At 67.7% G+C, this 24,020-nt stretch carries 32 protein-coding genes; 25 read left to right on the top strand and 7 right to left on the bottom strand.

Translation table 11 applies throughout. The annotated features are described in order from the left end of the window. The first annotated feature begins 6 nt into the window (after positions 1-6). The 7 genes from D3H54_RS03765 (at position 7) to D3H54_RS03795 (ending at position 5,622) form a co-directional block, all read left to right on the top strand. Positions 7-852, top strand: coding sequence for a sugar phosphate isomerase/epimerase family protein (locus tag D3H54_RS03765; RefSeq protein ID WP_149377925.1), 846 nt, complete (start codon positions 7-9; stop codon positions 850-852). 15 nt (positions 853-867) lie between these two features. Next, positions 868-1,665: a thioesterase family protein gene (locus tag D3H54_RS03770; protein ID WP_149377926.1), complete on the top strand. Its 798-nt coding sequence runs from the start codon at positions 868-870 to the stop codon at positions 1,663-1,665. Between the two features lie 200 nt (positions 1,666-1,865). Beyond that, positions 1,866-2,729 carry a pyrroline-5-carboxylate reductase gene (proC, locus tag D3H54_RS03775; protein WP_149377927.1) on the top strand — a complete coding sequence of 288 codons (864 nt, stop codon included), beginning with the start codon at positions 1,866-1,868 and terminating at the stop codon, positions 2,727-2,729. Between the two features lie 138 nt (positions 2,730-2,867). Next, on the top strand, positions 2,868-3,128 hold the full coding sequence (locus tag D3H54_RS03780) for a helix-turn-helix domain-containing protein (protein WP_036343205.1): 261 nt from the start codon (positions 2,868-2,870) through the stop codon (positions 3,126-3,128). Between the two features lie 150 nt (positions 3,129-3,278). Beyond that, positions 3,279-3,380, top strand: a complete 102-nt coding sequence (locus D3H54_RS03785; protein ID WP_003402602.1) for a 30S ribosomal protein bS22 — start codon at positions 3,279-3,281, stop codon at positions 3,378-3,380. A 74-nt stretch (positions 3,381-3,454) separates the two neighbouring features. Then, complete coding sequence (locus tag D3H54_RS03790; RefSeq protein ID WP_149377928.1) at positions 3,455-4,528, top strand: SDR family oxidoreductase; 1,074 nt, start codon at positions 3,455-3,457, stop codon at positions 4,526-4,528. A 29-nt stretch (positions 4,529-4,557) separates the two neighbouring features. Further along, entirely contained in the window at positions 4,558-5,622 is a 1,065-nt protein-coding gene (locus D3H54_RS03795) for a lysophospholipid acyltransferase family protein (protein ID WP_149377929.1), read from the top strand. Between the two features lie 6 nt (positions 5,623-5,628). Here D3H54_RS03795 and D3H54_RS03800 read toward each other — a convergent pair whose 3' ends face one another. After that, positions 5,629-6,144 (bottom strand): FAS1-like dehydratase domain-containing protein, encoded by a 516-nt coding sequence (locus D3H54_RS03800; protein ID WP_149377930.1) that lies wholly within the window; start codon positions 6,142-6,144, stop codon positions 5,629-5,631. Positions 6,145-6,182: 38 nt separating this feature from the next. Further along, entirely contained in the window at positions 6,183-7,112 is a 930-nt protein-coding gene (locus tag D3H54_RS03805; RefSeq protein WP_149377931.1) for an HAD family hydrolase, read from the bottom strand. A 30-nt stretch (positions 7,113-7,142) separates the two neighbouring features. Here D3H54_RS03805 and D3H54_RS03810 point away from each other — a divergent pair, with 30 nt between their 5' ends. The 9 genes from D3H54_RS03810 to D3H54_RS03850 all read left to right on the top strand — a co-directional run bounded on the left by D3H54_RS03810 (position 7,143) and on the right by D3H54_RS03850 (position 14,133). Then, the gene (locus D3H54_RS03810; protein WP_149377932.1) at positions 7,143-7,403 is read left to right on the top strand and encodes a glutaredoxin family protein; all 261 of its coding nucleotides are present in this window, start codon (positions 7,143-7,145) and stop codon (positions 7,401-7,403) included. A gap of 106 nt (positions 7,404-7,509) precedes the next feature. Continuing rightward, positions 7,510-8,877, top strand: coding sequence for a glutamyl-tRNA reductase (locus tag D3H54_RS03815; protein WP_149377933.1), 1,368 nt, complete (start codon positions 7,510-7,512; stop codon positions 8,875-8,877). Positions 8,878-8,903: 26 nt separating this feature from the next. After that, a complete protein-coding gene (hemC, locus tag D3H54_RS03820) occupies positions 8,904-9,845 on the top strand; it encodes a hydroxymethylbilane synthase (protein ID WP_168215032.1) in 942 nt (313 codons plus the stop codon). Positions 9,846-9,859: 14 nt separating this feature from the next. Next, positions 9,860-11,521: a bifunctional uroporphyrinogen-III C-methyltransferase/uroporphyrinogen-III synthase gene (locus tag D3H54_RS03825; RefSeq protein WP_168214770.1), complete on the top strand. Its 1,662-nt coding sequence runs from the start codon at positions 9,860-9,862 to the stop codon at positions 11,519-11,521. Positions 11,522-11,534: 13 nt separating this feature from the next. Then, positions 11,535-12,524 carry a porphobilinogen synthase gene (hemB, locus tag D3H54_RS03830; RefSeq protein WP_149377935.1) on the top strand — a complete coding sequence of 330 codons (990 nt, stop codon included), beginning with the start codon at positions 11,535-11,537 and terminating at the stop codon, positions 12,522-12,524. Continuing rightward, entirely contained in the window at positions 12,521-12,943 is a 423-nt protein-coding gene (locus D3H54_RS03835) for a hypothetical protein (RefSeq protein ID WP_149377936.1), read from the top strand. Before hemB ends, D3H54_RS03835 begins: the two co-directional genes overlap by 4 nt. 20 nt (positions 12,944-12,963) lie before the next feature. Continuing rightward, complete coding sequence (locus tag D3H54_RS03840; RefSeq protein WP_149377937.1) at positions 12,964-13,347, top strand: hypothetical protein; 384 nt, start codon at positions 12,964-12,966, stop codon at positions 13,345-13,347. Beyond that, positions 13,340-13,846, top strand: a complete 507-nt coding sequence (gene mce1N / locus D3H54_RS03845) for a transport-regulating membrane protein Mce1N (RefSeq protein ID WP_149377938.1) — start codon at positions 13,340-13,342, stop codon at positions 13,844-13,846. The genes D3H54_RS03840 and mce1N overlap by 8 nt, the downstream gene beginning before the upstream one ends. Continuing rightward, a complete protein-coding gene (locus tag D3H54_RS03850; RefSeq protein WP_149377939.1) occupies positions 13,843-14,133 on the top strand; it encodes a hypothetical protein in 291 nt (96 codons plus the stop codon). Before mce1N ends, D3H54_RS03850 begins: the two co-directional genes overlap by 4 nt. On the opposite strand, the gene D3H54_RS03855 is transcribed toward D3H54_RS03850, so the two are convergent. Further along, a complete protein-coding gene (locus D3H54_RS03855) occupies positions 14,090-15,235 on the bottom strand; it encodes an amidohydrolase family protein (protein WP_168214771.1) in 1,146 nt (381 codons plus the stop codon). The genes D3H54_RS03850 and D3H54_RS03855 overlap by 44 nt on opposite strands. A 139-nt stretch (positions 15,236-15,374) precedes the next feature. On the opposite strand from D3H54_RS03855, the gene D3H54_RS03860 reads away from it, so the two are divergent. The 5 genes from D3H54_RS03860 (at position 15,375) to D3H54_RS03875 (ending at position 19,938) form a co-directional block, all read left to right on the top strand. After that, positions 15,375-16,064: a GOLPH3/VPS74 family protein gene (locus tag D3H54_RS03860; RefSeq protein WP_168214772.1), complete on the top strand. Its 690-nt coding sequence runs from the start codon at positions 15,375-15,377 to the stop codon at positions 16,062-16,064. Then, complete coding sequence (locus D3H54_RS31620; protein WP_286199100.1) at positions 16,061-16,189, top strand: hypothetical protein; 129 nt, start codon at positions 16,061-16,063, stop codon at positions 16,187-16,189. The genes D3H54_RS03860 and D3H54_RS31620 overlap by 4 nt, the downstream gene beginning before the upstream one ends. A 47-nt stretch (positions 16,190-16,236) precedes the next feature. Continuing rightward, entirely contained in the window at positions 16,237-18,357 is a 2,121-nt protein-coding gene (locus D3H54_RS03865) for a heavy metal translocating P-type ATPase (protein ID WP_149377941.1), read from the top strand. Between the two features lie 137 nt (positions 18,358-18,494). Further along, on the top strand, positions 18,495-19,358 hold the full coding sequence (locus D3H54_RS03870; RefSeq protein WP_149377942.1) for an oxygenase MpaB family protein: 864 nt from the start codon (positions 18,495-18,497) through the stop codon (positions 19,356-19,358). Next, positions 19,351-19,938, top strand: a complete 588-nt coding sequence (locus D3H54_RS03875; protein WP_149377943.1) for a TetR/AcrR family transcriptional regulator — start codon at positions 19,351-19,353, stop codon at positions 19,936-19,938. Before D3H54_RS03870 ends, D3H54_RS03875 begins: the two co-directional genes overlap by 8 nt. On the opposite strand, the gene D3H54_RS03880 is transcribed toward D3H54_RS03875, so the two are convergent. The 3 genes from D3H54_RS03880 to D3H54_RS03890 are packed head-to-tail and all read right to left on the bottom strand — an operon-like array spanning position 19,935 to position 21,436. After that, positions 19,935-20,159: a hypothetical protein gene (locus D3H54_RS03880; protein ID WP_149377944.1), complete on the bottom strand. Its 225-nt coding sequence runs from the start codon at positions 20,157-20,159 to the stop codon at positions 19,935-19,937. The two genes, D3H54_RS03875 and D3H54_RS03880, sit on opposite strands and share 4 nt — an antisense overlap. Before the next feature lie 30 nt (positions 20,160-20,189). Next, positions 20,190-20,900, bottom strand: coding sequence for a Rieske (2Fe-2S) protein (locus tag D3H54_RS03885; protein ID WP_149377945.1), 711 nt, complete (start codon positions 20,898-20,900; stop codon positions 20,190-20,192). After that, positions 20,897-21,436 (bottom strand): RNA polymerase sigma factor, encoded by a 540-nt coding sequence (locus D3H54_RS03890; protein ID WP_149383331.1) that lies wholly within the window; start codon positions 21,434-21,436, stop codon positions 20,897-20,899. The genes D3H54_RS03885 and D3H54_RS03890 overlap by 4 nt, the downstream gene beginning before the upstream one ends. A 131-nt stretch (positions 21,437-21,567) precedes the next feature. Between D3H54_RS03890 and D3H54_RS03895 the strand changes: the two genes are divergently transcribed. The 3 genes from D3H54_RS03895 to D3H54_RS03905 are packed head-to-tail and all read left to right on the top strand — an operon-like array spanning position 21,568 to position 23,326. Next, entirely contained in the window at positions 21,568-22,017 is a 450-nt protein-coding gene (locus D3H54_RS03895; protein WP_149377946.1) for a cupredoxin domain-containing protein, read from the top strand. After that, complete coding sequence (locus D3H54_RS03900; RefSeq protein ID WP_149377947.1) at positions 22,014-22,937, top strand: metallophosphoesterase family protein; 924 nt, start codon at positions 22,014-22,016, stop codon at positions 22,935-22,937. Before D3H54_RS03895 ends, D3H54_RS03900 begins: the two co-directional genes overlap by 4 nt. Further along, positions 22,934-23,326 (top strand): hypothetical protein, encoded by a 393-nt coding sequence (locus tag D3H54_RS03905; RefSeq protein WP_149377948.1) that lies wholly within the window; start codon positions 22,934-22,936, stop codon positions 23,324-23,326. The genes D3H54_RS03900 and D3H54_RS03905 overlap by 4 nt, the downstream gene beginning before the upstream one ends. Here D3H54_RS03905 and D3H54_RS03910 read toward each other — a convergent pair. Then, positions 23,280-23,711 (bottom strand): PNPOx family protein, encoded by a 432-nt coding sequence (locus tag D3H54_RS03910; protein WP_149383332.1) that lies wholly within the window; start codon positions 23,709-23,711, stop codon positions 23,280-23,282. The two genes, D3H54_RS03905 and D3H54_RS03910, sit on opposite strands and share 47 nt — an antisense overlap. Before the next feature lie 68 nt (positions 23,712-23,779). On the opposite strand from D3H54_RS03910, the gene D3H54_RS03915 reads away from it, so the two are divergent. Then, the gene (locus tag D3H54_RS03915) at positions 23,780-23,986 is read left to right on the top strand and encodes a hypothetical protein (RefSeq protein ID WP_149377949.1); all 207 of its coding nucleotides are present in this window, start codon (positions 23,780-23,782) and stop codon (positions 23,984-23,986) included. The last annotated feature ends 34 nt before the right edge of the window (positions 23,987-24,020 follow it).

The following is a 24,020-nucleotide window of genomic DNA, read 5'->3' on the forward strand; positions in this document are numbered from 1 at the left end:
TCGTCAGTGCGCCCAGCCATCAAGGTCGGTCTGTCGACGGCCTCGGTCTATCCGCTGAGGACCGAGGCCGCATTCGAGTACGCGGCCGAACTGGGTTACGACGGAGTCGAACTCATGGTGTGGGCCGAAACCGTGAGCCAAGACATCGGCGCCATCGCCAAGCTGTCCCGGCGGTACGACATGCCCGTGTTGTCGGTGCACGCGCCGTGTCTGCTGATCTCGCAGCGGGTGTGGGGAGCCAATCCCATCCCGAAGCTGACCCGCAGCGTGCAGGCTGCCGAGCGGCTCGGCGCGCAGACCGTCGTGGTGCATCCGCCGTTCCGGTGGCAGCGCCGCTACGCCGAGGGGTTCAGCGAACAGGTCGCCGAGTTGGAAAGCCGCAGTGACGTTCTGGTCGCGGTGGAGAACATGTTCCCGTTCCGTGCCGACAGGTTCTTCGGCTCCGGCGACCCGTCGATCGAGCGGATGCGCAAGCGCGGCGGCCGTCCCGGGGTGGGCATTTCGGCGTTCGCGCCGTCGTATGACCCGCTGGACGGCAACCACGCGCACTACACGCTGGACCTGTCCCACACCGCGACGGCGGGCACCGACGCCCTGGAGATGGCCGACCGGATGGGTGAGGGTCTGGTGCACCTGCACCTCTGTGACGGCAATGGCGCCTCGACCGACGAACACCTGGTGCCCGGCCGGGGAACCCAACCGACCGCCGAGGTGTGCCAGATGCTGGCCGCAAGCGACTTCACCGGGCATGTGATCCTGGAGGTCACCACCTCGGGTGCGCGCACCAAGGCTGAGCGCGAGGCGCTGCTGGTCGAATCGCTGCAGTTCGCGCGCACTCACCTGTTGCGTTGAGCGAGAAAGGCATTGATGTACCCCCGGTTCGACGATGCGATGACATTGCACCCGCTTGACAACGGCTTTGAGGCAAACCTCAATGAGCACTGGACAATTGGCCCGAAGGTCCACGGCGGCGTGATGTTGGCGTTGTGCGCCAAGGCGGCTCGCGAGGCGTACGACCACCCGCGCTTCGAGCCGGTTGCGGTGTCGGCGGACTTCCTGTCGGCGCCGGATCCCGGGTCGGTTCGCCTGGTCACAGCAGTGCAGAAGCGCGGACGCCGAATCGGTTTGGTCGACGTCGCCCTCACCCAGGGTGGGCGCACGTGCGTGCGCAGCGTCGTCACCCTGGGCGATCCCGAACATCACGTCGAGCCCCTGCTGTCGGCCAATCCGGTGACACCGCTGATGAGCGTCGAGCCGCCGGAGCACATCGAGCCGATCGGCCCGGGCCATCCGGCGGCGGCGATCAACAATCTGGCGCGCGGCTGCGATATCCGGCCTGATCTGGACGAGACGCGCACCGGGTCCGGTGCGCCGGTGTTCAAGATCTGGGTGCGCCCCAAGGACGGGCCGGTGGACGTGTTGTTCGCGCTGATGTGCGGGGACATCTCGGTGCCGGCGTGCTACGCGGTGGGCCGCCGTGGTTGGGCGCCGACGGTGCAGATGACGGCGTACCTGCGGGGCATACCCGACCCGGGTTGGCTGCGGGTGGCCTGCACGACGACCCAGATCGGCCAGGACTGGTTCGACGAGGACCACACCGTGGTCGACAGCGCCGGCCGCATCATCGTCCAGACCCGCCAGCTCGCCCTGGTGCCCGCCCAGTGACTTCGGCGCGCAAACCGCCGCTGGGCGAACGAAAGCGCGCCGAAATCGTGGGGACCTCGGTCGGCCGACCCAGGCCGAAATCATCGGCCTCCTCCTCGTGCCGCGGGCGGCCCGCATCGGTCGGCCGGCCCAGGCTGAAATCATCGGCCTCCTCCTCGTGCCGCGGGCGGCCCGCATCGGTCGGCCGATAGGGTCTGCGCATGGCCAGAATCGCGATCATCGGCGGCGGCAGTATGGGCGAGGCGATCCTTGCGGGGCTGCTTCGGGCGGGCCGGCAGGTGAAGGACATCGTCGTCTCCGAACGCATGCCAGAGCGTGCCCGCTACCTGGGCGAGAAGTATTCGATCCAGTTGGCGTCGGTGTTGGAGGCGGTGGAGACCGCGACATTCGTCGTCGTTGCGGTCAAGCCCGGTGATGCCGAGCCCGTTGTCGCCGAGATCGCCGAGGCCGCGGCGCGGGCCGACGGCGACTCCGTCGAGCAGGTCTTCGTGACCGTGGCCGCGGGGGTGACGATCGGTTTCTACGAATCGCGGCTGCCCGCCGGATCACCGGTCGTCCGGGTGATGCCCAACGCACCGGCTCTGGTCGGCGCGGGCGTCAGCGCCATGGCGCCCGGGCGGTTCGCCACCGCTGAGCAGCTCGCTGACGTCGCGGCGGTGTTCCGCTGCGTCGGTGACGTGTTGACGGTCCCTGAGAGCCAGCTGGACGCCGTCACGGCCGTCTCCGGTTCGGGGCCCGCCTACTTCTTCCTGTTCGTCGAAGCATTGGTCGACGCGGCGGTCGCCAACGGGCTCGGGAGGGCCGTCGCAACGGACCTTGCCGTGCAGACCATGGCCGGATCCGCGGCGATGCTGCTGGAACGCCTCGACAGCCAGCGGGCTGCTGGCGAAGACGTCGGACTGGACACGTCGCCGGCCCGGCTGCGGGCGATGGTGACCTCACCCGGCGGCACCACTGCCGCTGGCCTGCGGGAACTCGAGAACGGTGGGCTGCGGGCGGCCCTCGCGGCTGCCATCGATGCCGCAAAAACCCGCTCTGAGCAGCTAGGAATTACATCAGAGTAGTTCAAAGAATTTCTGATGGATTGACCCACACCCGTCGCAGTAACCCCATCCGCCACGCTATTCTCCTCGTGTATGCACGGCTGGGTGCCAGCGGTGGGGAAGCCGCTGGAACTGCCGTGCCTGACGGATTGGGTTGCGATGACGTCTATGAACGGGCCATCAGCGCGGGATTCGGCTGGAAAGTCGGCGCGTGATGCCGGCGCTGACAACCCGCCCGCCGCTCGAGCTCAATTTCTCACCGTCGCCGAGGTCGCCGCGCTGATGCGCGTCAGCAAGATGACGGTCTACCGCCTGGTGCACAACGGCGAGCTGCCCGCGGTGCGGGTGGGCAGGTCGTTCCGGGTGCACGCCAAGGCCGTTCACGATCTGCTGGAGACGTCGTACTTCGACGCGGGCTAGCGAGATCGTCAGGCAGGCGTTCATCGCACGCTCGCGAGCTCGTCGGCGCCAGGTCGTTTTCCGTTCCGCATGCCTGCTTAGGTAAGGTGTCCGGGACACAAGAAGCCTGCTCTCGTGCAGGCACTGCGAGGATTTAGGTAGCGGATTTTCATGGGTTCAGTCATCAAGAAGCGGCGTAAGCGCATGTCGAAGAAGAAGCACCGCAAGCTGCTGCGTCGTACCCGGGTCCAGCGCAGAAAACTCGGCAAGTAGTCGTCGCACCCGGCCTGGCTCGGCCATCGTCGTCGAGCCGTGCCGGGTCTCGCGCAGGCCGATAGGCTGTTCTGATGTCTTCCGGCGGTATGGACAACGAAGCCCCGCATTACCCGAAGGTCGTGCTGGTCACCGGGGCATGCCGGTTCCTCGGCGGATACCTCACCGCGCGTCTGGCGCAGAACCCGCTGATCAACAAGGTCATCGCTGTCGACGCCGTCGCGCCCAGCAAGGATCTGCTGCGCCGGATGGGCCGCGCCGAGTTCGTGCGCGCCGATATTCGAAACCCGTTCATCGCCAAGGTGATTCGCAACGGCGAAGTCGACACTGTGGTGCATGCCGCCGCGGCGTCCTACGCCCCCCGCTCGGGTGGACGCGCCACGCTGAAGGAAATCAACGTGATGGGCGCCATGCAGCTGTTCGCGGCGTGCCAGAAGGCGCCCTCGGTGCGGCGGGTGATCCTCAAGTCGACCTCCGAGGTCTATGGCTCGCACCCGCACGATCCGGTGGCGTTCACCGAGGACAGCAGTAGCCGCCGTCCGCCCGCGGAAGGGTTCGCCCGCGACAGCATCGACATCGAGGGCTATGCCCGCGGACTCGGCAGGCGCAGGCCCGACATCGCGGTCACGATCCTGCGGCTGGCCAACATGATCGGTCCGGGCATGGACACCGCGCTGTCGCGGTATCTGGCCGGCCCGCTGGTGACCACGATGCTGGGCCACGACGCGCGGCTGCAGCTGCTGCACGAGCAGGACGCGCTCGGCGCGCTGGAGCGGGCCACGATGGCCGGCAAATCGGGCACCTTCAACATCGGCGCCGACGGCGTGATCATGATGTCGCAAGCGGTTCGGCGGTCCGGACGCGTTGCGATTCCGTTGCCGAATTCCGCGGTTTGGGCACTGTATTCGTTGCGAAGGGCGGGCCGGGCCTCCGACCTCAACCGTGACCAGATGGATTGGCTGAATTACGGCCGGGTCATGGACACCACCAGAATGCGCTCCGAGTTGGGCTTCACGCCGAAATGGACGACGATGGAGGCGTTCGACGACTACGTGCGCGGCCGAGGTTTGACACCGATCATCGATCCGAAATGGGTACGATCTGTGGAGAGTCGCGCGGTCGCCGTTGCGCAGCGGTGGGGCGGCTGAGGGGCCAATGGTGGGGAGAAGGTATCGAAGTGGCGGGTGAATCAAAGGCGAAAGTGATTCCGCTGCACTCGAATACGAGTCGAGTTGCGGCGTCCCGTCGTGCTGCGCAGCGCGCTGATGCGGCGCGCCGTCATCCCTCGCTGATGTCCGACCCGGGCACCCGTGCCTCGGCTGAGGAGATCGCCGCCGTAGTACGAGAAATAGACGCGCGGCGCGCGCCCGGTGGAAACGGGGTCGCCGAAGATGCGCCCAATGAACTGGCGCAACGCATTTCGGCCGTCGCGGAGTATGTCACCAAACGATTCACCGGCGACTATTCGGTCGACGAATTCGGGTTCGACCCGATGTTCAATAACGCGATCGTATTGCCTTTGCTCCGGCCGCTTTTCCAGAATTGGTTCCGGGTCGAGGTCAGTGGCATCGAGAATCTGCCGAAAAAGGGCGCCGGCCTGGTGGTCGCCAATCACGCCGGAACGTTGCCGATGGACGGTCTGATGTTGTCGGTGGCGGTCCACGACCATCACCCGGCGAACCGGGACGTGCGGTTGCTGGCGGCCGACATGGTCTTCGATATGCCGATGCTCGGCCCGATCGCCCGCAAGGCCGGCCACACCATGGCCTGCACCACCGACGCCCATCGTCTGCTCGCCGGCGGCGAACTCACCGCCGTGTTCCCCGAGGGCTACAAGGGCCTGGGCAAGCCGTTCCGGGACCGCTACAAGTTGCAGCGCTTCGGCCGCGGCGGCTTCGTCTCGGCAGCGCTGCGCACCAAGGCGCCGATCATCCCGTGCTCGATCGTCGGGTCCGAGGAGATCTATCCGATGATCACCGACGTCAAGCTCCTGGCGCGGGTGCTCGGGTTGCCCTACTTCCCGATCACGCCGCTCTTCCCGCTGGCCGGCCCGGCCGGGCTGATCCCGCTTCCGTCGAAGTGGCACATCGCATTCGGAAAGCCCATCGAGACGGCCAGCTATGACGAGGCCGCCGCCGACGATCCGATGATCACGTTCGATCTCACCGACCAGGTGCGCGAGACCATCCAGCAGACGCTGTATCAGTTGCTGACGAAGCGTCGCAACATGTTCCTGGGCTGAGCCCGGTCACTGCGGGCTGGTTTGCCTGCCCATTGCCGCCGCGGCGATGGCTGCGACCTGAGCATTGGTTTCCTCGTCGCCGCCGGCTTCACCGATCATGGTCACGACGGTCGTCATCACCGGTTTGCCATCTTCATCGGTGACTTCGCTGCGCAATTCACTGATCACCGTGCCGTGCGATTCGACAACCGAGTCCAGCCACGAGTCGAAGAACAATTTGTCGCCCGCCACGATCCGCCGGTGATATTTGATCTTCTGATCGCGATGAATGACGCGCGCGATATTGATGCCGACATCGAAGTTACGGAAGATGTCGAGCTGCACCTGGCGGCCCGGGATCGCGATGAACGTCAGTGGCGCCACCACGTCGGGGTAACCGGCGGCCTTGGCCGCTTCCTCGCTGTAATGCAGCGGATCGTCGGACTGGATCGCCTTGGCGTACTCGCGGATCTTCTCGCGACCGACGAGGTAGTAGTCCGGATAGCGGTAGTGGGTTCCGATGATGTCGCTGGCGATTGACACCCGGGGAGCCTATCAGCGGGTATTGCGGACGCTGTGAATCAGCGCCGACGTGACACCGCTGCCGCGAGCGCGCCACCGACTGCGCCCAGCGCCAGCGCCGACGGCACCCCGATGCGTGCCGCTTTGCGTGCGGTGCGGAAATCACGGATCTCCCAGCCCCGCTCGCGGGCCAGCTCGCGCAGGTCGGCATCGGGGTTGATCGCGACCGCGGTGCCCACCAGCGACAACATCGGCACGTCGTTGTAGCTGTCGGAATACGCGGTGCAGCGCCGGAGGTTCAGCCCTTCTCGAATGGCCAGCTGCCGCACCGCGTGCGCCTTGCCGACGCCGTGCAGGATGTCGCCCACCAGCCGGCCGGTGAAGACACCGTTCTCCGACTCGGCGACGGTCCCCAGCGCGCCGGTGAAGCCGAGTCGGCGGGCGATCGTGTCGGCCAGCTCGTACGGGGTCGCGGTGACCAGCCACACCTGCTGGCCGGCGTCCAGATGCATCTGCGCCAACGCCCGGGTGCCGGGCCAGATCTTGTCGGCGATGATCTCGTCGTAGATCTCCTCGCCGACGGCGATCAGCTCGGCCGTCGAACGCCCCTCGATGAACGCCAGTGCCTTGCGCCGGCCTTCGGCCACGTCGTCGCTGTTCTCCCGGCCGGTGAGCTGAAACTTGGCCTGCGCGTAGATGAATTTGGCCATGTCGCCGTAGGTGAAGTACTTGCGTGCGGCCAGCCCGCGACCGAAGTGCACCAGCGACGAGCCCTGCACCAGCGTGTTGTCCACGTCGAAAAACGCAGCGGCGGTGAGGTCGGCAGGCGGCGGCTCGGGCGGCTCGGTGGCCGCCGGCCCCGGCTCGCGAACCGCGGCGATGCTGGCGTCGCGCGCCACCGCGCTGGCTTGCTCGGCGACCAACTCGTCGACGGCCGGCTCGGCGCCGGCATCACCTGCAAGCTCCTGGTCGTGGTCCCCGGAACCCATGGGTCAACCCTAACTGCGACACTGGGTCGGGTGAGCCGCGCACACGTCGAGCTGTTGACCCGGGCCGGGTGCAGCATCTGCCAGCAGGTCTACGGGCGCCTCACCGAGTTGGCCGCCGAACTCGATTTCGAGCTGTCGGCCACCGATGTCGATGCCGCTGCGGCCGCGGGGGACAACGCCTTACGGGCCGAATTCGGCGACCGGCTGCCGGTCGTGCTGCTCGACGGGCGCGAGCACAGTTACTGGGATGTCGATGTCGCGCGGCTTCGCGCCGACCTGTCTGCGCGGTGAACACCGGCGGAATTTGGCCAGCTGCCTGCGCAGCGTTTACCGTGGAACTAAGTTTCACTAACGGAGCATTCCGTCACAGCGAGGGAGCGGGCCAGGTGATCGTGCCGTGAGCGTCCTGCTGTTCGGAGTTTCGCATCGCAGCGCTCCGGTTTCGGTTCTCGAGCAGTTGTCCACCGACGAGTCGGACCAGCTCAAAATCGTCGATCAACTGCTGCAGTCGTCGCTGGTGACCGAGGCGATGGTGCTCTCCACCTGCAACCGCGTCGAGGTCTACGCGGTGGTCGACGCCTTCCACGGCGGCCTGTCGGCGATCGGCCAGGTGCTGGCCGAGCACTCGGGCATGCCGATGGGCGATCTGACCAAGTACGCCTACGTCCGCTACGCCGAGGCCGCCGTCGAGCATCTGTTCGCGGTCGCCAGCGGCCTGGACAGCGCCGTGATCGGTGAGCAGCAGGTGCTCGGCCAGGTCCGCCGTGCCTACGCCACCGCGGAAGCCAACAAGACCGTCGGGCGGATCCTGCACGACCTGTCGCAACGTGCGCTGTCGGTGGGCAAGCGGGTGCACTCCGAGACCGCGATCGATACCGCCGGCGCCAGCGTGGTGTCCGTCGCACTGGATATCGCCGCCTCCCGCATGGACGGGTTGGCCGGGCGCTCCGCTGCCGTCGTCGGCGCCGGATCGATGGGCGGGCTGTCGGTCGCGCACCTGCTGCGCGCGGGCGTCACCCACATCGACGTCGTGAACCGGTCGTTGCCGCGTGCGACGCGCCTCGCCGAGAGCATCCGTCAGCAGGGTGCGACGGCCCGGGCGCTGAGCCTCGAGGAGCTGCCTGCCGCGCTGGCCACCGCCGATGTGGTGGTCAGCTGTACCGGCGCGGTCCGTCCGGTGGTCTCGCTGGCCGACGTGCACCACGCTCTGGCCAGCGTTCGTCGCGATGAGACCGCCCCTCCGCTGGTGCTCTGCGACCTGGGCATGCCCCGCGACGTCGACCCCGCAGTGGCCGGTCTGCCCGGTGTGGCGGTCATCGACATGGACCGGGTGCAGCGCGAACCGTCGGCCAGGGCCGCGGCAACCGACGCCGAAGCAGCCCGGCAGATCGTCGCCGCCGAGGTTGCCAGCTACCTGACCGGCCAGCGGATGTCGGAAGTCACACCCACGGTGACCGCACTGCGTCAGCGCGCCGCCGACGTCGTCGAATCGGAACTGCTGCGGCTGGACAACCGGTTGCCGGGCCTGGACGACGCGCAGCGCGACGAGGTCGCCCGCACCGTGCGGCGGGTGGTCGACAAGCTGCTCCACGCCCCGACGGTGCGCGTCAAGCAGCTGGCCAGCGCGCCGGGTGGCGACAGCTACGCCGAGGCGTTGCGGGAACTCTTCGAACTCGATCCGCAGGCCGTCGATGCCGTGGCCGCAGGTGAATTGCCCCTGCTGGCACCGGAATTCGATCAGGGCCGAACCGACGGCACCGGGTAGCGCGGTTGGCCGGCAGTAACGACACGGTGATCCGGATAGGTACCCGGGGCAGTCTGCTGGCGACCACGCAGGCGGGGACCATCAGAGACCAACTGATCGAGCGCGGGCATCGCGCCGAGCTGATCATCATCAGCACCGCCGGAGATCGCTCCGACAAGCCGATCGCCGAGATCGGGGTCGGGGTGTTCACCGCCGCCCTGCGTGAAGCCATCGCCGACGGCCGCGTCGACATGGCGGTGCACTCGTACAAGGATTTGCCGACGGCATCCGACGACCGGTTCACCATCGCCGCCATCCCGCCCCGAGAGGACGCCCGCGACGCTTTGGTGGCCCGCGACGGGATGGTTTTGGGGGAGTTGCCGGCGGGCTCGGTGATCGGCACGAGCTCGGTGCGACGGGCCGCGCAGCTTAGAGCACTGGGTCTCGGTTTGGAAATCCGCCCCCTACGAGGCAACCTAGATACCAGGTTGAACAGGGTAAGCAGTGGTGATCTCGACGCCATCGTGGTTGCCCGGGCGGGCCTGGCCCGTCTTGGGCGACTCGGCGATGTCACCGAGACGCTGGAGCCGGTGCAGATGTTGCCAGCGCCGGCCCAAGGTGCGCTTGCGATCGAGTGCCGCGCGGGCGACACCGAGCTGGTGGCGCTGTTGGGAGAGCTCGACGATCCCGACACCCGCGTCGCGGTCACCGCGGAGCGAACCCTGCTGGCCAAACTGGAGGCGGGTTGTTCCGCACCGGTGGGCGCGATCGCCGAAGTGGTCGAGTCCATCGATGACGACGGCCGCGTCTTCGACGAGCTGTCACTGCGCGCATGCGTGGCGGCAGCAGACGGATCCGACGTGATTCGTGCGTCCGGTATCGGCACACCCGGCCGGTCCGCAGAGCTGGGGCTCTCGGTCGCCGCGGAGTTGTTCGAGCTCGGTGCGCGTGAAGTCATGTCGGTACAGACTCCGCACGTAGAGCGGTAGGCGGGAGTGAAGCGATGACTGGTCATGTGAGCGGTCGGGGACGCAAGGCGAAGCCGGGACACATCACGTTCGTCGGCTCGGGGCCGGGTGACCCCAACCTCTTGACGACGCGAGCCCGCACCGTGTTGGCCAACGCCGCGCTGGTGTTCACCGATCCCGACGTGCCACCGGCCGTCCTGAGCGTGGTCGGCACCGATCTGCCGCCGGCGTCGGGACCCGCGCCCGCACCCGACGGTCCCCCCGCCGACGGCCATGACGAGACCGCGCCGCCGGTGGTCTCCGTCGGCCCGGACATCCGGCCCGCGCTCGGCGACCCGGCCGAGGTGGCCAAGACGCTGGTCCACGAGGCCAAGGCCGGCTTCGACGTGGTGCGGCTGGTCTCCGGCGATCCGCTGTCGGTCGATTCGGTCATCACCGAGGTCAACGCTGTCGCCCGGGCGCACGCCGAGTTCGAGATCGTTCCGGGCCTGCCCGCCACGAGCGCGGTCCCGACCTACGCGGGCCTGCCGCTGGGATCGGCGCACACCGTCGCCGACGTGCGCGGTGAGGTCGACTGGGCGGCCCTGGCCGCCGCACCCGGCCCCCTGATCCTCACTGCGAGCGCCTCGCACCTTCCCGAGGCCGCGCGCACCCTGATCGAGTACGGTCTGGCCGAGGCCACGCCGTGCGTGGTGACCTCCAACGGCACCACCTGCGGCCAGCGTTCGGTCGAGACCACCCTGCACGGCCTGACCGACCGCGCCACCCTGGCCTGCAACAGCGATCCGGCCGGTCCGCTGACCGGCACGCTGGTGGTCACCATCGGCAAGACGGTGGCGCACCGCGCGAAGCTGAACTGGTGGGAGAGCCGGGCGCTGTACGGCTGGACCGTGCTGGTGCCGCGCACCAAGGATCAGGCCGGCGAGATGAGCGACCGACTGGTCGGCCACGGCGCGCTGCCCATCGAGGTGCCCACGATCGCCGTCGAGCCGCCGCGCAGCCCGGCCCAAATGGAAAGGGCTGTCAAGGGTTTGGTGGACGGCCGCTACCAGTGGGTGGTGTTCACCTCCACCAACGCGGTGCGTGCGGTGTGGGAGAAGTTCGGTGAGTTCGGTCTGGACGCTCGGGCGTTCTCCGGCGTGAAGATCGCCTGCGTTGGCGAAGCGACCGCCGACCGGGTCCGCGCCTTCGGCGTCAGCCCTGAGCTGGTGCCCGCCGGAGAGCAGTCCTCGCTCGGTCTGCTCGACGAATTCCCGGAGTACGACAGCATTTTCGATCCGGTGAACCGGGTGCTGCTGCCGCGCGCCGACATCGCCACCGAGACCCTGGCCGAAGGTCTGCGCGACCGTGGCTGGGAGATCGAAGACGTCACCGCCTACCGCACCGTGCGGGCGGCGCCGCCGCCGGCCGAGACCCGCGAGATGATCAAGACCGGCGGGTTCGACGCGGTGTGCTTCACCTCGAGCTCGACGGTGCGCAACCTGGTCGGCATCGCCGGTAAGCCGCACGCCCGCACCATCGTGGCGTGCATCGGGCCGAAGACGGCGGAGACGGCCGCGGAGTTCGGGCTGCGGGTCGACGTCCAGCCGGAGACGGCCGCGGTCGGTCCGCTGGTCGACGCGTTGGCCGAGCATGCCGCCCGGCTGCGTGCCGAGGGTGCGTTGCCGCCGCCGCGCAAGAAGAGCCGACGCCGCTAACCGGAAAGAAGGCATGTCTTTGCCCGGCTATCCACGGCAGCGCCCGCGTCGGTTGCGCTCGACTCCGGCGTTGCGCCGATTGGTGGCCGAAACCACTGTGGAGCCACGGCATTTGGTGCTCCCGATGTTCGTCGCCGACGGGCTCGACGAGCCGCGGGAGATCGCCTCCATGCCGGGGGTCTATCAGCACACCCGCGATTCGCTGCGCCGCGCCGCCGAACAGGCTGTGGCGGCCGGCGTCGGCGGGGTGATGCTATTCGGGGTTCCGCGTGAGTCGGACAAGGACGCGCTCGGCTCGTGTGGGGTGGATCCCGACGGCATCCTCAACGTGGCTCTGCGCGACCTCGCCAAGGACCTCGGCACCGATACCGTGTTGATGGCCGATACCTGCCTCGACGAGTTCACCGATCACGGGCACTGTGGTGTCCTGGATGCCCGTGGCCGCGTCGACAACGACGCCACTAACATGCAGTACGTCAAACTGGCTGTGGCACAGGCGGAATCGGGGGCCCACGTGGTGGGGCCCAGCGGCATGATGGACGGCCAGGTGGCGGCCATCCGTGACGGGCTCGATTCGGCCGGGTTCACCGACGTGCTGATCCTGGCCTATGCGGCGAAGTTCGCCTCGGCGTTCTACGGCCCGTTCCGCGATGCGGTCGCGTCGAGCCTGCAGGGTGACCGGCGCACCTATCAGCAGGACAGCGGCAACGCGCGGGAAGCGTTGCGCGAGATCGTTCTCGACCTCGACGAGGGGGCCGACATCATCATGGTCAAGCCGGCGATGGCATACCTGGACGTGGTGCGAGCGGCCGCCGACGTCTCGCCGGTTCCGGTCGCCGCCTATCAGGTATCGGGGGAGTACGCGATGATCAGCGCGGCCGCGGCCAACGGATGGATCGACGGGCGGGCTGCCGCGCTGGAGTCGCTGACCAGCATCCGGCGCGCCGGCGCCGACATCGTGCTGACCTACTGGGCCGCCGACGTCGCGGGCTGGCTGGCATGACGCATCAACAGCCGCCCACGGCTCCCGCGCGTCCCGCCGACGTCGACACCGGCTTCTGGTTGTGGCTCATCGCCTTACCGCTGATGGTCATCGGCTACCTCGTCGACGCCTACTTCACCGCGAGCAAGCATTCGTCGTTCTTCGTCATCGGGATCACCGTGTTGTTCGCGGTGACGGTGTCGGCGGTGGTCGTCACATTCCTGTTCTTGATGCGGTCCGGCTATCGCTGGACCCGAACGGTGCTGACCGGCGGGGGCTTGGCCAGCGTCATCTACACCGCGGCCAGCCTGTTCAGCACCGAACGGGAGACCGTGCAAGCGGTGGTCTTCGCGGTCACCGGCATCATCGGTTCGGTGTTGATCGTGGGCGGCGCCTACCTGCTGCACCGGCCGGACGCGCACGGGTTCTTCAGCAAGTGACCCGATAGGCTGGCCCGACCATGACCGCAACCCAACCCCGGCCACGCCTTGTCTCGATCGCGTTCTGGTGCTGGCTGGCCGGGTCCATCGTGCTGATGTTGGGCGGCTTACTGCTCGTGTTCTCCAACGGCCCGGTTCCGGTGTTCTTCCGGGGCGCCGGCGTGCTCTGGATCGTGGCCGGTGCGCTGTTGAGCTACATCGCAGGCCGGACCCGCGGCGGCGACACCCGCTTCCGGCGGGCGGCGGTGGGGCTCTCGATCGCGCTGGCGATCCTGTTGGCGCTGTTCTCGGTGATGACCGGCGGCCTGGTGTGGCTGTTCGCCCTGGTGCTGGTGATCGTCCCCGCGGTGTTGATCATGCGGCCCGGAGCCCAGGAGTGGTACACGCCGGAGTCCGATGTCTGACGATCAGCTGACCGAGCAGCCGGAACGGCTGTTCTTCGAAACCGGTGCCAGCTGGTACTGGCTGATCGCCGGGCCGGCGTCGGCGATCGCGATGCTGCTGATCCAGATCAAGGGCGGGGTGGGATTCCAGCCGGTCGTACCGCTGATCTTCCTGGTGCTCGTCACCGGCTTCCTCTACATCCAGGTCAAAGCCGCCCGCATCCACACCAGTGTGGAACTGACCCGCGACGCCCTGCGCCAGGGCACCGAGGTCACCAAGCTGAGCTACATCGTGCGGGTGTTCCCGCCGGCCGAGCATTCGGTGAAATCGCGCCAGCCGCTGGAGAAGTGGCAGACCTCACGGGCTCTCGGAGAATTGTCCGGGGTGCCCCGCGGCCGGACCGGCATCGGCGTCGAGCTCACCGGCAAGCGCACTGCGCAAGCCTGGGCCCGCAACCATCGCGCCCTGCGGGCCGCGCTGACCGCACTGGTTGAGGGCGAGACGGTGGACGCCTCGTGAGGCACATCGTCCAGGTCGTGCTGGCGGCGCTGGCGCTGGCCGGCGCCGTGGTGACCGGGTTGGCAGCCCGCAGCGTGGCGGTCGTGGCGCCGGTCGCCGACGGGCAGCCCTCGACGACGTCGGCGGTCTTCGATCCGCCGCTGATGATGCTGACCTGGTTGCTGGTCACCCTTGCCGGGGTGCTCGCGGTGCTGGGTGTGGCCGGTCTGGTCCGGGCCAGGAGGGCCCGCGCCGAGGTGCAGCTCAGAACACCCGAGTCTGTCCCTCCAGCACTGGAACCGTCGTAGGCAGTTTGTAGGTCTCGACCCCGTTGCGCCACATCACGGCGTCACGGGCATGCTCGGGCAGGTGCTTGACCAGCCAGCGCGGGTCGTCGAACGTCCAGTGCGGGTAGTCCGAGGAGAACAGCAGGATCTTCTCGCATTCCATCCATTCGAAGGCCCGCAGCAGTTCGGTCTTGTCCTCGGGATAGTCCAGCGGCTGGGTGGTGAACTTGATGTGGTCCTTGACGTACTCGCTGGGCTTGCGCGTGATGTCCAGCCAGGACTTGCGCGCGTCGTAGATGGCGTCCATCCGCCACATCAGCGGCAGGATCCAGTTGAAGGCGTGCTCGACGAACACGATCCGCAGCGTCGGGTACCGGTCGAAGACGCCGTCGAAGATCAGGCTCATCACCTGATTGGCGGCCAGCAGTGAGTAGCTGACCATGAAGTCGTGGTTGTAGCTGGGTAACCCGACCGGCGGGATCGGCAGTGTCTCGAACTTGCCCCGGCCCAGATGGCAGCTGACGGTGATGTCGTGTTTGGTGGCAGCCGCCCAGACCGGGTCGTACCGTGGGTCGCCCCACGACGGCCGCGGTTCGGCCTTGATCAGAATCTGCGACATGTACGGGTGGCCGGCCCACTGCTCGATCTCGCGGGCTGCCCCGGCGGGATCTTCGATCGCCACGCTGATCGAGCCGCGCCAGCGCTGGTGCCAGTTGTTGCGGCTGTCCAGCCAGTGTTCGTCGAGCCAGCGGTTGGTCGCAATGGCCGAAGCCTGCGCCGCGTCGGTCAGTCGCGCCCCCGGAGCCAGCGGCTCCAGGATGCAGATGTCGGCGCCGGCATCCATGACGAGCTGGCGAAATGCCAGATCAGGGTCGGTGCCGGCGAACTCGCCGTCGGGCGGGAAGGTGTCGGTGCGCATCGCGTAGGCGTGCGCGTAGTCGGGAGCGTCGTAGTAGATCTGTTCCCCGATGGGGTGCGAGAGGAAGTACTTGGTGCGCCAGGGCTCGGGTATGTAGTCGATCAGCACCCCGCGACGCGGTACCGGGTGGACGTCGGAATCCACGCATCGCACAGCGATGTGTTCGGTCGGTGCTGACCGCTGCTGGATGTGGGTCAGAGTCATCCGGGTCATCTCTTCGTCGTCGGTGTGTCCATCATCCCACTCCGGGCCAGGCAAATCGGGCCGAAAATTAAGTAGTCGGCTACGCATGTCCTCGCGCGGTCGGTGGCCCAGAGTTGGTCACGGGGAGCGAGGAGGCGGCATGGCGCGCATCGGCGATCCGTCGTCCCCGTTCTCGCGCGTGCCCTCGACCCTGCACGGGCAGCTGTTCTTGCTCGCGTTCGATGCCAGGAGCGGCCGGTTCGGCGGCTTCGATCCTCAACTCTTCGGCTTTGCGTTGCGGGCCGCGATGCTGACGGATCTGCATCTGCGGGGATTCCTGGTGGAGCGTGCCGGCAAGCCCGTCCCGGCCCGGGCGGCCAGTCCCGACGATCCGATTCTGCGTGCCGAATTCGCCCAGGTGGGCGTGCACAATCGGGCGACCTGGGCGCAGTTGGTCGTCGGCAACCAGCACGAAGTGATCACCGCGGTCCAGGAACAGTTGGTCAACGAGGGCTGGTTGCGCACTCGGCAACGCCCCGGTCTCCCGGTGTCCGACGCCGGTCTCGAGCCGTTCGACCAGTGCCGGGTCCGCGGTTTGGCCGACGCGGCGCGCGGCGCGCTGTCGAACGCGCTTGACGGCCTGCCCGCGGAGCCCAGGCCCCTGGCGTGCGGATTGCTCGCGGCGGCGGCCGAACTGCCCGTGATGGGCGAGTTCTCCGCCGACGTCCGGGGCTGGGTTCGCCTCGACGGAGTGGCGGCCGGCGACTTGGTTCCTGTCTCCGGGTTGATCGAAGCGATCCGTGATCATCGCGGAGGTGGCCGCCCGGGGCTGATGGGTGGGTCGTCGTGACCGGTGGCCGGCCCCGGCACCTCTGGTCGGTGCCCCCTCCAGACGACTCGGACGACGCCCCTGACCCACCGGACCAGGAGGATCCCGAACCGCCCGAGGACGAGACCGAGGTGCTGTTGTGGTGATCCGGTAGACACTGGACAAGATACCCCCTAGGGGTATCATCAGAACCATGGCGACGACCGACCTTCAGTTGACCGGCATGAGCTGCGCATCATGCGCGGCCCGCATCGAGCGCGGCCTCAACGACCTGGACGGTGTGCAGGCCACGGTGAACTTCGCCGTCGAGCGCGCGCACGTCGAGCATGGACCGCAGGTCTCGGAGCACGATCTGATCCACGCCGTGGAATCCACCGGCTATCACGCCTCAGTGGTGGACCACTCCGGCCACGGACACGACCACATGAACCACGACGTCCCGAGTGAACAGCTGCGCCCCCGGTTGATCGGCTCGGCGATGTTGGCGGTCCCGGTGGTGGCGCTGTCGATGGTGATGCCATGGCAGTTCCCGGGATGGTTGTGGGTGGTGCTGGCACTGACGACCCCGATCGTGTTCTGGGGTGGCTATCCATTCCACAAGGCCGCGCTCAACAGTGCGCGGCACGGGGCTTCGACGATGGACACGTTGGTGTCGCTGGGCACGCTGGCCGCCTACCTGTGGTCGGTGTACGAGGTGGTGACCGGGGCGGCCGGACACGGGCACGGCCACGTCTACTTCGAGGTCGCGGCCGCGGTGACGGTGTTCCTGCTGGCCGGCCGGTATGCCGAGGCCAAAGCCAAGCGGTCGGCGGGCGCGGCGCTGCGGGCGCTGCTGTCGCTGGGCGCGAAGGACGCCACCGTGCTGCGCGACGACGCCGAGGTGCGAATCCCGGTGCAGGACTTGCATGTTGGTGACGTCATCGTCGTGCGGCCCGGTGAGCGGGTGGCCACCGACGGTGTGATCATCGACGGCGCGTCGGCGCTGGACACCTCGGCGATGACCGGGGAGTCGGTGCCCGCCGACGTCGGCCCTGGCGACGAGGTACTCGGCGGAGCGGTGAACACCTACGGCCGAATTCTGGTGAGCGCCAAGCGGGTCGGTGGTGATACCCAACTCGCCCGGATGGCGCGGATGGTCTCCGACGCACAAAGCGGGAAGGCGTCCATCCAGCGGCTGGCGGATCGGGTGTCCGCGGTCTTCGTACCGGTGGTGTTGGCCATCGCGGCGGTCACGCTGGGCGCCTGGCTGGTGGCCGGCGGGTCGGCCACGGCGGCCTTCACTGCTGCGGTCGCCGTGCTGATCATCGCCTGCCCGTGCGCGCTCGGCCTCGCGACGCCGACCGCGATCCTGGTCGGCACCGGCCGCGGCGCTCAGCTCGGCGTGTTGATCAAAGAGCCGCAGGTTCTCGAAACCGTCACCGGCATCGACGCCGTCGTCCTCGACAAGACCGGCACGGTGACCACCGGCTCGATGGCCGTGGCGGCCGTCGAGACCGAAGCCGGCATCGACGCCGACGCGGTGCTGGCGCAGGCGGCCGCGGTCGAATCGGCGTCCGAGCACCCGGTGGCCGCCGCGATCGTGGCCGCCGCCCGGGAGCGTGGCCTGACCGTGCCCGCGGTGCGCGACTTCGCCAACGACCCCGGGACCGGCGTCAGCGGCGTAGTTGACGGTGTGCGGGTGCAGGTGTCCCGCGCCGGCGAGCAGTTAGTCGACGACGGGCGCACCAGCGTGGAGGTGCGCGCCGACGGTAACCGGCGCGGGGTGATCCGGTTGGTCGACGCGGTCAAGCCGACGAGTGCGGAGGCCATCGCCGAGTTGAAGGCGATGGGCATCACGCCGATCCTGCTGACCGGTGACAACCCCGCGGTTGCCGCGCGGGTGGCCGCCGAGGTCGGCATCGCCGCCGAGAACGTCATCGCGGGCGTGCTGCCCTCGGAGAAGGCCGACGCGATCAGCCGGCTGCAGGCGCAGGGCCGCAAGGTTGCGATGGTCGGAGACGGGGTCAACGACTCGGTTGCGTTGGCCACCGCGGACGTGGGCATGGCCATGGGTACCGGCACCGATGCCGCGATCGAGGCCGGCGACATCACGCTGGTTCGCGGGGACCTGCGGACCGTCCCGACCGCACTGCGGCTGTCGTCGCGCACGCTGCGGATCATCAAGCAGAACCTGTTCTGGGCGTTCGGCTACAACGTCGCGGCGATCCCACTGGCGGCGCTGGGCTTGCTGAACCCGATGATCGCCGGCGCGGCCATGGCGTTCTCCTCGGTTCTGGTGGTGACGAACAGCCTGCGCCTCAAGCGCTTCCACTGATTCCGCTCATCTCGCCCAAACCGACGATTCGCAGAAGAACTGCGAGACAAGACCCGCATTTCGTCGACTTCGGCGACAGGGTGACGCTCGTCACGAACCGGTTGGTACAAAGTGCGAAATCTGTAACACTGTTGCACATGACGGATCTTGCCGAATCCCAGTCGGCCACCGACGCCCTGCCACTGGGCCCGCAGTCACTGGTCTGGCGCTACTTCGGCGACAACCGGATGTTCCTCATCGGCCCCCGCCCGGCGGTGCTGCAGAACATGCTCGCCGAACTCGGCCAGGGTGTGCTCGACCATTCGGTGTGGTTCGCCGACACCGCGGCCCGGATCAAACGCTCGTTGCCGCCGATCTTCATGACCGTCTACGGCAGTGAGGACGACAACGCCGGCACCCGGGTCCGCGACTTCCACCACAACATCAAGGGCGATATGCCCGACGGAAGCCGCTATCACGCACTGGATCCCGACACCTACTACTGGGCGCACGCCACCTTCTTCGATCAGGCCCTGTACTTCGCCGACACCTTCGTCAAGCGCCTCTCCCGCGAGGAGAAGGAGCAGATGTATCTGGAGTCCAAGACCTGGTATCGCCGCTACGGCGTCAGCGACCGCCCGATGCCCGCCGACTACGCCGAGTTCGAGCGCTACTGGGACCGGATGATCAACGAGGTGCTGGTCGCGCACCGCACCGCCGCGTACGGAGTCGGCTACGTAACCAAGGGATTCCCGCGGCCCAAAGCCGTCAACCCGATCGTCTGGCGGCTGGTGGCGCCGATCTTCAACCCCGTCGCGGCGTTCCTGACCACCGGTGGGATGCCGCCGCGCACGCGCGAGATTCTCGGCCTGCCGTGGAGCGAGCGCAAGGAACGCAACTATCAGCGCTTCGCGGCGTTCTGGCGCTCGCGTCCGGTCAACTGGCTGTGGGATCATCTACCGATGAACATCCGATACAACGGTTACGCTGCAAAGGGTTTCGCGCAGGCGGGGCATGCCTGACCAGTCGACCGAAGCGATCCTCGACGCCGCGCTCGTCGAGTTCGACCAGCATGGCATCCGCCGGGTCGCCCTGGATGACGTCGCTCGCCGGGCCGGGGTGAGCCGAACGACGATCTACCGTCGCTTCGCCAACAAGGACGACCTGGTGGCCGCGGTGATGGACCGGGAAAACCTGCGGTTGTTCCACGACATCGCCGAAGACTTGAAAAGTGCTCGCCCGCAGTCAAATTACTACGTCGAAGCGTTCACGCAGGCGATCCTGCGAACCCGGCGGCACCGGGTGCTCAACCGCATGGTCGTCGACGAGCCGGCCCTGACGCTGGAGCTGGCCCGATTGCACTACGGTGCCGCGGTGCAGCGCATCGAGGCGGCGCTGCAGGTGATCTTCCCGCCCGGCTTCGCCGACCGGATCGGACCGCAGGCCGTGCATGAACTCGCTGACAACATCTGGCGCTACGCGATGATGGCGATGCTGTTGCCCAGTCCGGTACCCCTCGAAACCGCCGACGAGATAAGAGCGTTCGCCACCAAGCATTTCCTGCCCAGCCTGCCCGAAGCCCTGCGCGCAGTGCCGGTCTAGTTATTGCTGGTGCAATCCAGATCCACGTAGGCGGTGGGCATCGATTGATGCACGCCGGTGACGGTGCATTGCGAAAGCCCGCCGCTCGGCTGGCCGTTGAGCTGAACGTCGTAGCCCTGGCCTTGCAATTGGCTGATGACGTCTGGTGCCGAACCCGTGCCCGACGAGGACGCGATGTGCGCGACGCTGATGAGTGCTGCTCCAATGATGTTGCTGTACATACCTTTAGATAGGCGCCCGGGTTACAGCTCTCAGGTCGTCTGCGGTGGCGGCGCAAGCACCTCCACGACACCGTTGCGCTCGCGGACCTCGAAGTGTGGCAACGGTTTCGGGGCGATCGGCAGGGCGTGCGTGACGACGCTGCCGGCCGGCGAGAACGACGTCGAATGACATGGGCAGCGCAGCCGGTCGTCACCCTGGTCGAACCACAGTTTGCAGCCCTGGTGGGTGCACACACCGGACACGGCGTCGACCCGGCCGTTGACCCGGCGGACGAATCCGTTGACCGAGCCCAGATCGAACGCGCGCACCGCCCCTTCGGTGAGGTCGGCACTCGCCGACACGGTCTGCCACGCACCGTCGGTAGGCACCAGATCCGCCTGGGCGACTTGCTGTTCGGCGCTGTGCGGCCGGATCACCAGCCGATCGACCGACACCCCGGCCACCGCGGCCGTTGCCGCTGCGGAGGTGCCGACGATCACCTGCCGGCGGGTGGCCGACATTCCCCGTTCAGCGGGTGGCGTACTCGTCGACGGTGCCGGGTCCGATGACATTTCCGCGGCCAGCCGGGCCTTGAGCCCGCCGACGAACTCCGGCCGGGGTTCGCCGGCGTCCTCGCGGGCGGCGGTGAGCTCGATCGCGGTGCGCAGCTGCGCTGCCTCGAACTCGTCGGGGGTGAAGCCCTTCGGCTGCCGCCCGGCCAGCATGTCGTCGATGTAGTGGCGAAGGTCGCGGCGGGTCATCTCAGTGCCCCTTCGCTGATCTGTGCGGCCAGCCGTAACGCCCGATGCTGCAACACTTTTGCGTTGGCGATGCTGATGCCGAGCGTACTGGCCGCCTCCCGCACCGAACAGCCTTGGAGGAAACGCAGTTCCAGCACCCGGCGGTAGTTGTCGGGCAGGGCGCCGAGCAGCGCGGCGACGCGCTGAGGGGCGGTGCTCGGCGCGGCGGGACCGAACGCGGTGGTCGGCACATCCTCGATGGTGGTGATCTCGGTGCCCAGCGTGGCCCGCCAGTGCGCGGCCAACACGGTTCGGGCGGTGGCCCGAAGGTAGGCGCGCACCTCGGCGATGCTGGCGGTCAAGCGCAGCGGCCGCATCGCGGCCAGGAATACCTCGGAGGTCAGGTCTTCGGCGTCGGCGCGGTTTCCCACTCGACCGAAAATCAGCCGGTAGACCCACGTGACGTTGTCGTCGTAGACGGCTTCCCAGTCCGGATAGCGAGCGTCGGGGACCAGTCGTAGCTCTGGTCGCGGGCGTGGATCATCCTCCGCCGCCATCATCGTGTGCCTTCCGCTCATCAATGGGAGATAGGCGGCGGGGTTACACAACCGTCCGGTGTAACCGCCGCCCTACCTCTTGATGAGACGGTCCGCGCCGCGGACTTGGTTCAGCCGAGGAGGCAGGTTCCATGCACCACACCCGTACTGCACTGGCGTGCCTGGCGGTCGTTGTCGGCGTCGCGGCATGTTCCACGCCGGCGAAGTCCCCGTCACCGACGGTCGACTTCGGGCCGAACGGCGGCACATCGGTTGGCATGCCAGGGATGTCGAACATGCCCGGCATGCCGATGTCACAGGCCACGACGACCGCGCTCGCCCCGCCGGTCGCCGGAACCGCGGTGGGCATCACCAATTTCGCGTTCACCCCGGCCACCCTCACCGTCAAGGTCGGCGACACCGTCACCTGGACCAACAAGGACGAGGAGCCGCACACCGTCGTCGCAGGAGACGGCTCGTTTCACTCACCGGGTCTGGACGCCAACGCCACCTATAGCTTCACGTTCACCAAGGCCGGCAGCTTCGACTACATCTGCAGCATCCACCCGTTCATGCGCGGCACCGTGGTGGTGAGCGCATGACCGGCGACCCGCACCAGCTGATCCGGCGCCAGCTGATCCGGCACGGTGCCTGGTTCGGTGCAGCCGTCGGACTGGCCGTCGTCGGCGGCGAGGTGCTGTCTCACGTCGCGAGCGCGCCGGCTGCCACCGACACCCGGCCCACGTTGCGGTTCGCTCAGATCAGCGACAGTCACATCGGGTTCACCGGTACCGCCAATGCCGACGTCACGGGATCCTTCGAGCGGGCCATCCGGCAGATCAACAATCTCGGGTACACCCCTGATTTCGTCATCCACACCGGTGACCTCACCCACCTGGCCACCCCGGCCCAGTTCGACCAGGTCAACCAGATGATGGCCGGCCTCAACACCCCGCACGTCTTCACCGTGCCGGGCGAGCACGACTCGGTGGACGACGCCGGGCAGAAGTACCGGTCGGTGTTCGGCGCGGGCACCCGCGGCGACGGCTGGTACAGCTTCGACATCGCGGGCGTCCACGTCATCGGGTTGGTGAACACGTTGAACCTCAAGAAGCTCGGGCATCTCGGGGCCGACCAGTTGGAGTTCATCGAGAAGGACGTGGCCTCGTTGTCGTCTGACACTCCCATCATCGTGTTCAGCCACATCCCGCTGTTCGCGATGTATCCCGACTGGGGCTGGGGCACCGACGACGCCACCCAGGCGCTGAGTTACCTGCGCCGGTTCTCGTCGGTGACGTGCCTCAACGGGCATGTCCACCAATTGTTTTCGAAGACCGAAGACAACGTCACGTTCTACAGCGCCACCACCACGGCCTACCCGCTGCCGCATCCCGGCGACGGGCCCGCACCCAAGCCGCTGACCCTGCCCGCCGGTCAGCTGAAGGATGCCCTCGGCATCCGCGAGGTCAGCTACACGCGCGGCCAGAACGTGCTCGCCCTGAAAGAGGAGACTCTGCAATGACCCGCCTGATCAACCTCGGAATCGCCGCGAGCCTGCTGGTCAGCGCGGCCAGTCACGGCTATCTCTACCTGCACGGATACTCCTCCATCCCGGCCGTCGGGCGAGGATTCCTGGTGCTGACGAGCGTTTTCGTCGCGCTGGCGATTCTGACCGCGCTCGGCGGCCCGGCATGGTTACGTGCGGTGGCGTCAGTGGCCGCGCTCGGTTCGCTGGGCGCTTTCGCGATGTCGCGCACCGTCGGGCTGCAGGGGTTCGTCGAACACGGTTGGCGGCCGGCACCGCATGCGCTGATCAGCGTGCTGGCCGAGGTGATCACCGTGGGGCTGTGCGCCTGGTCGCTGGTCAGGAGCGGGTCAGCAGTACGGCGGATTCGAACGGCAGCATCGTGAACAGTGGACGCCACGCTGCTGAAACATGATGGGCAGCTTCAGTTTTGGGCATCACCCGAGGATTGCTCACGGTGAAGGTGCGCCCGTAGCGTTTGAGCCGGCCGCCGCCGGCCGCGCTGATGTTCTTCAGCCAATCCCGGTCAGGGCCGTAGGTGAGCAGGATCGCGATGCCGTCGTCGGTGGTGAACACCGTCAAGGGGGGTGGCGTGCCGGCTAGCGCGGGGGCGCCCGTCTCGGAGAGACTCCAGGGGGTCCGGTACCGCGCCCCGGAGCGGCGTCCGACGTGTTCGAGGATCCCCATCGTCGGCACGAAGCCGGCCCACAGCCGCTGCACCGGATTGGTGACGTACCGGTTGAACCTGGCCAGCCATTGCGGCAGTTGCATCATCCGATCAAACTCGCAGCGATGGCTTACCTCAAGCCCCCGTGGTTCACCGCCATCCCGTCGTGATCTTGGACACCAAATTCGGTGCGGCAAGGTTCAGCGCCACTGGACTCCCGGTACCGGAACGCTCGTCGGCCCTGACGGCCTACCGCCCCAAAGCCGGCAAGACGGTCGACGGCTACCTCGTCAAGCTGCGACCGACCCCGCTGACCACCCGGTTTTCTCGCTCGAACCGGTGTGAGTACTGCCCGAATCCCGACTCCTACACCCTGTAGTTGAGCATGCGCGCAGTCTGGGACACTGGTGGCC

It is taken from the genome of Mycobacterium sp. ELW1 (assembly GCF_008329905.1).
Taxonomy (GTDB): domain Bacteria; phylum Actinomycetota; class Actinomycetes; order Mycobacteriales; family Mycobacteriaceae; genus Mycobacterium.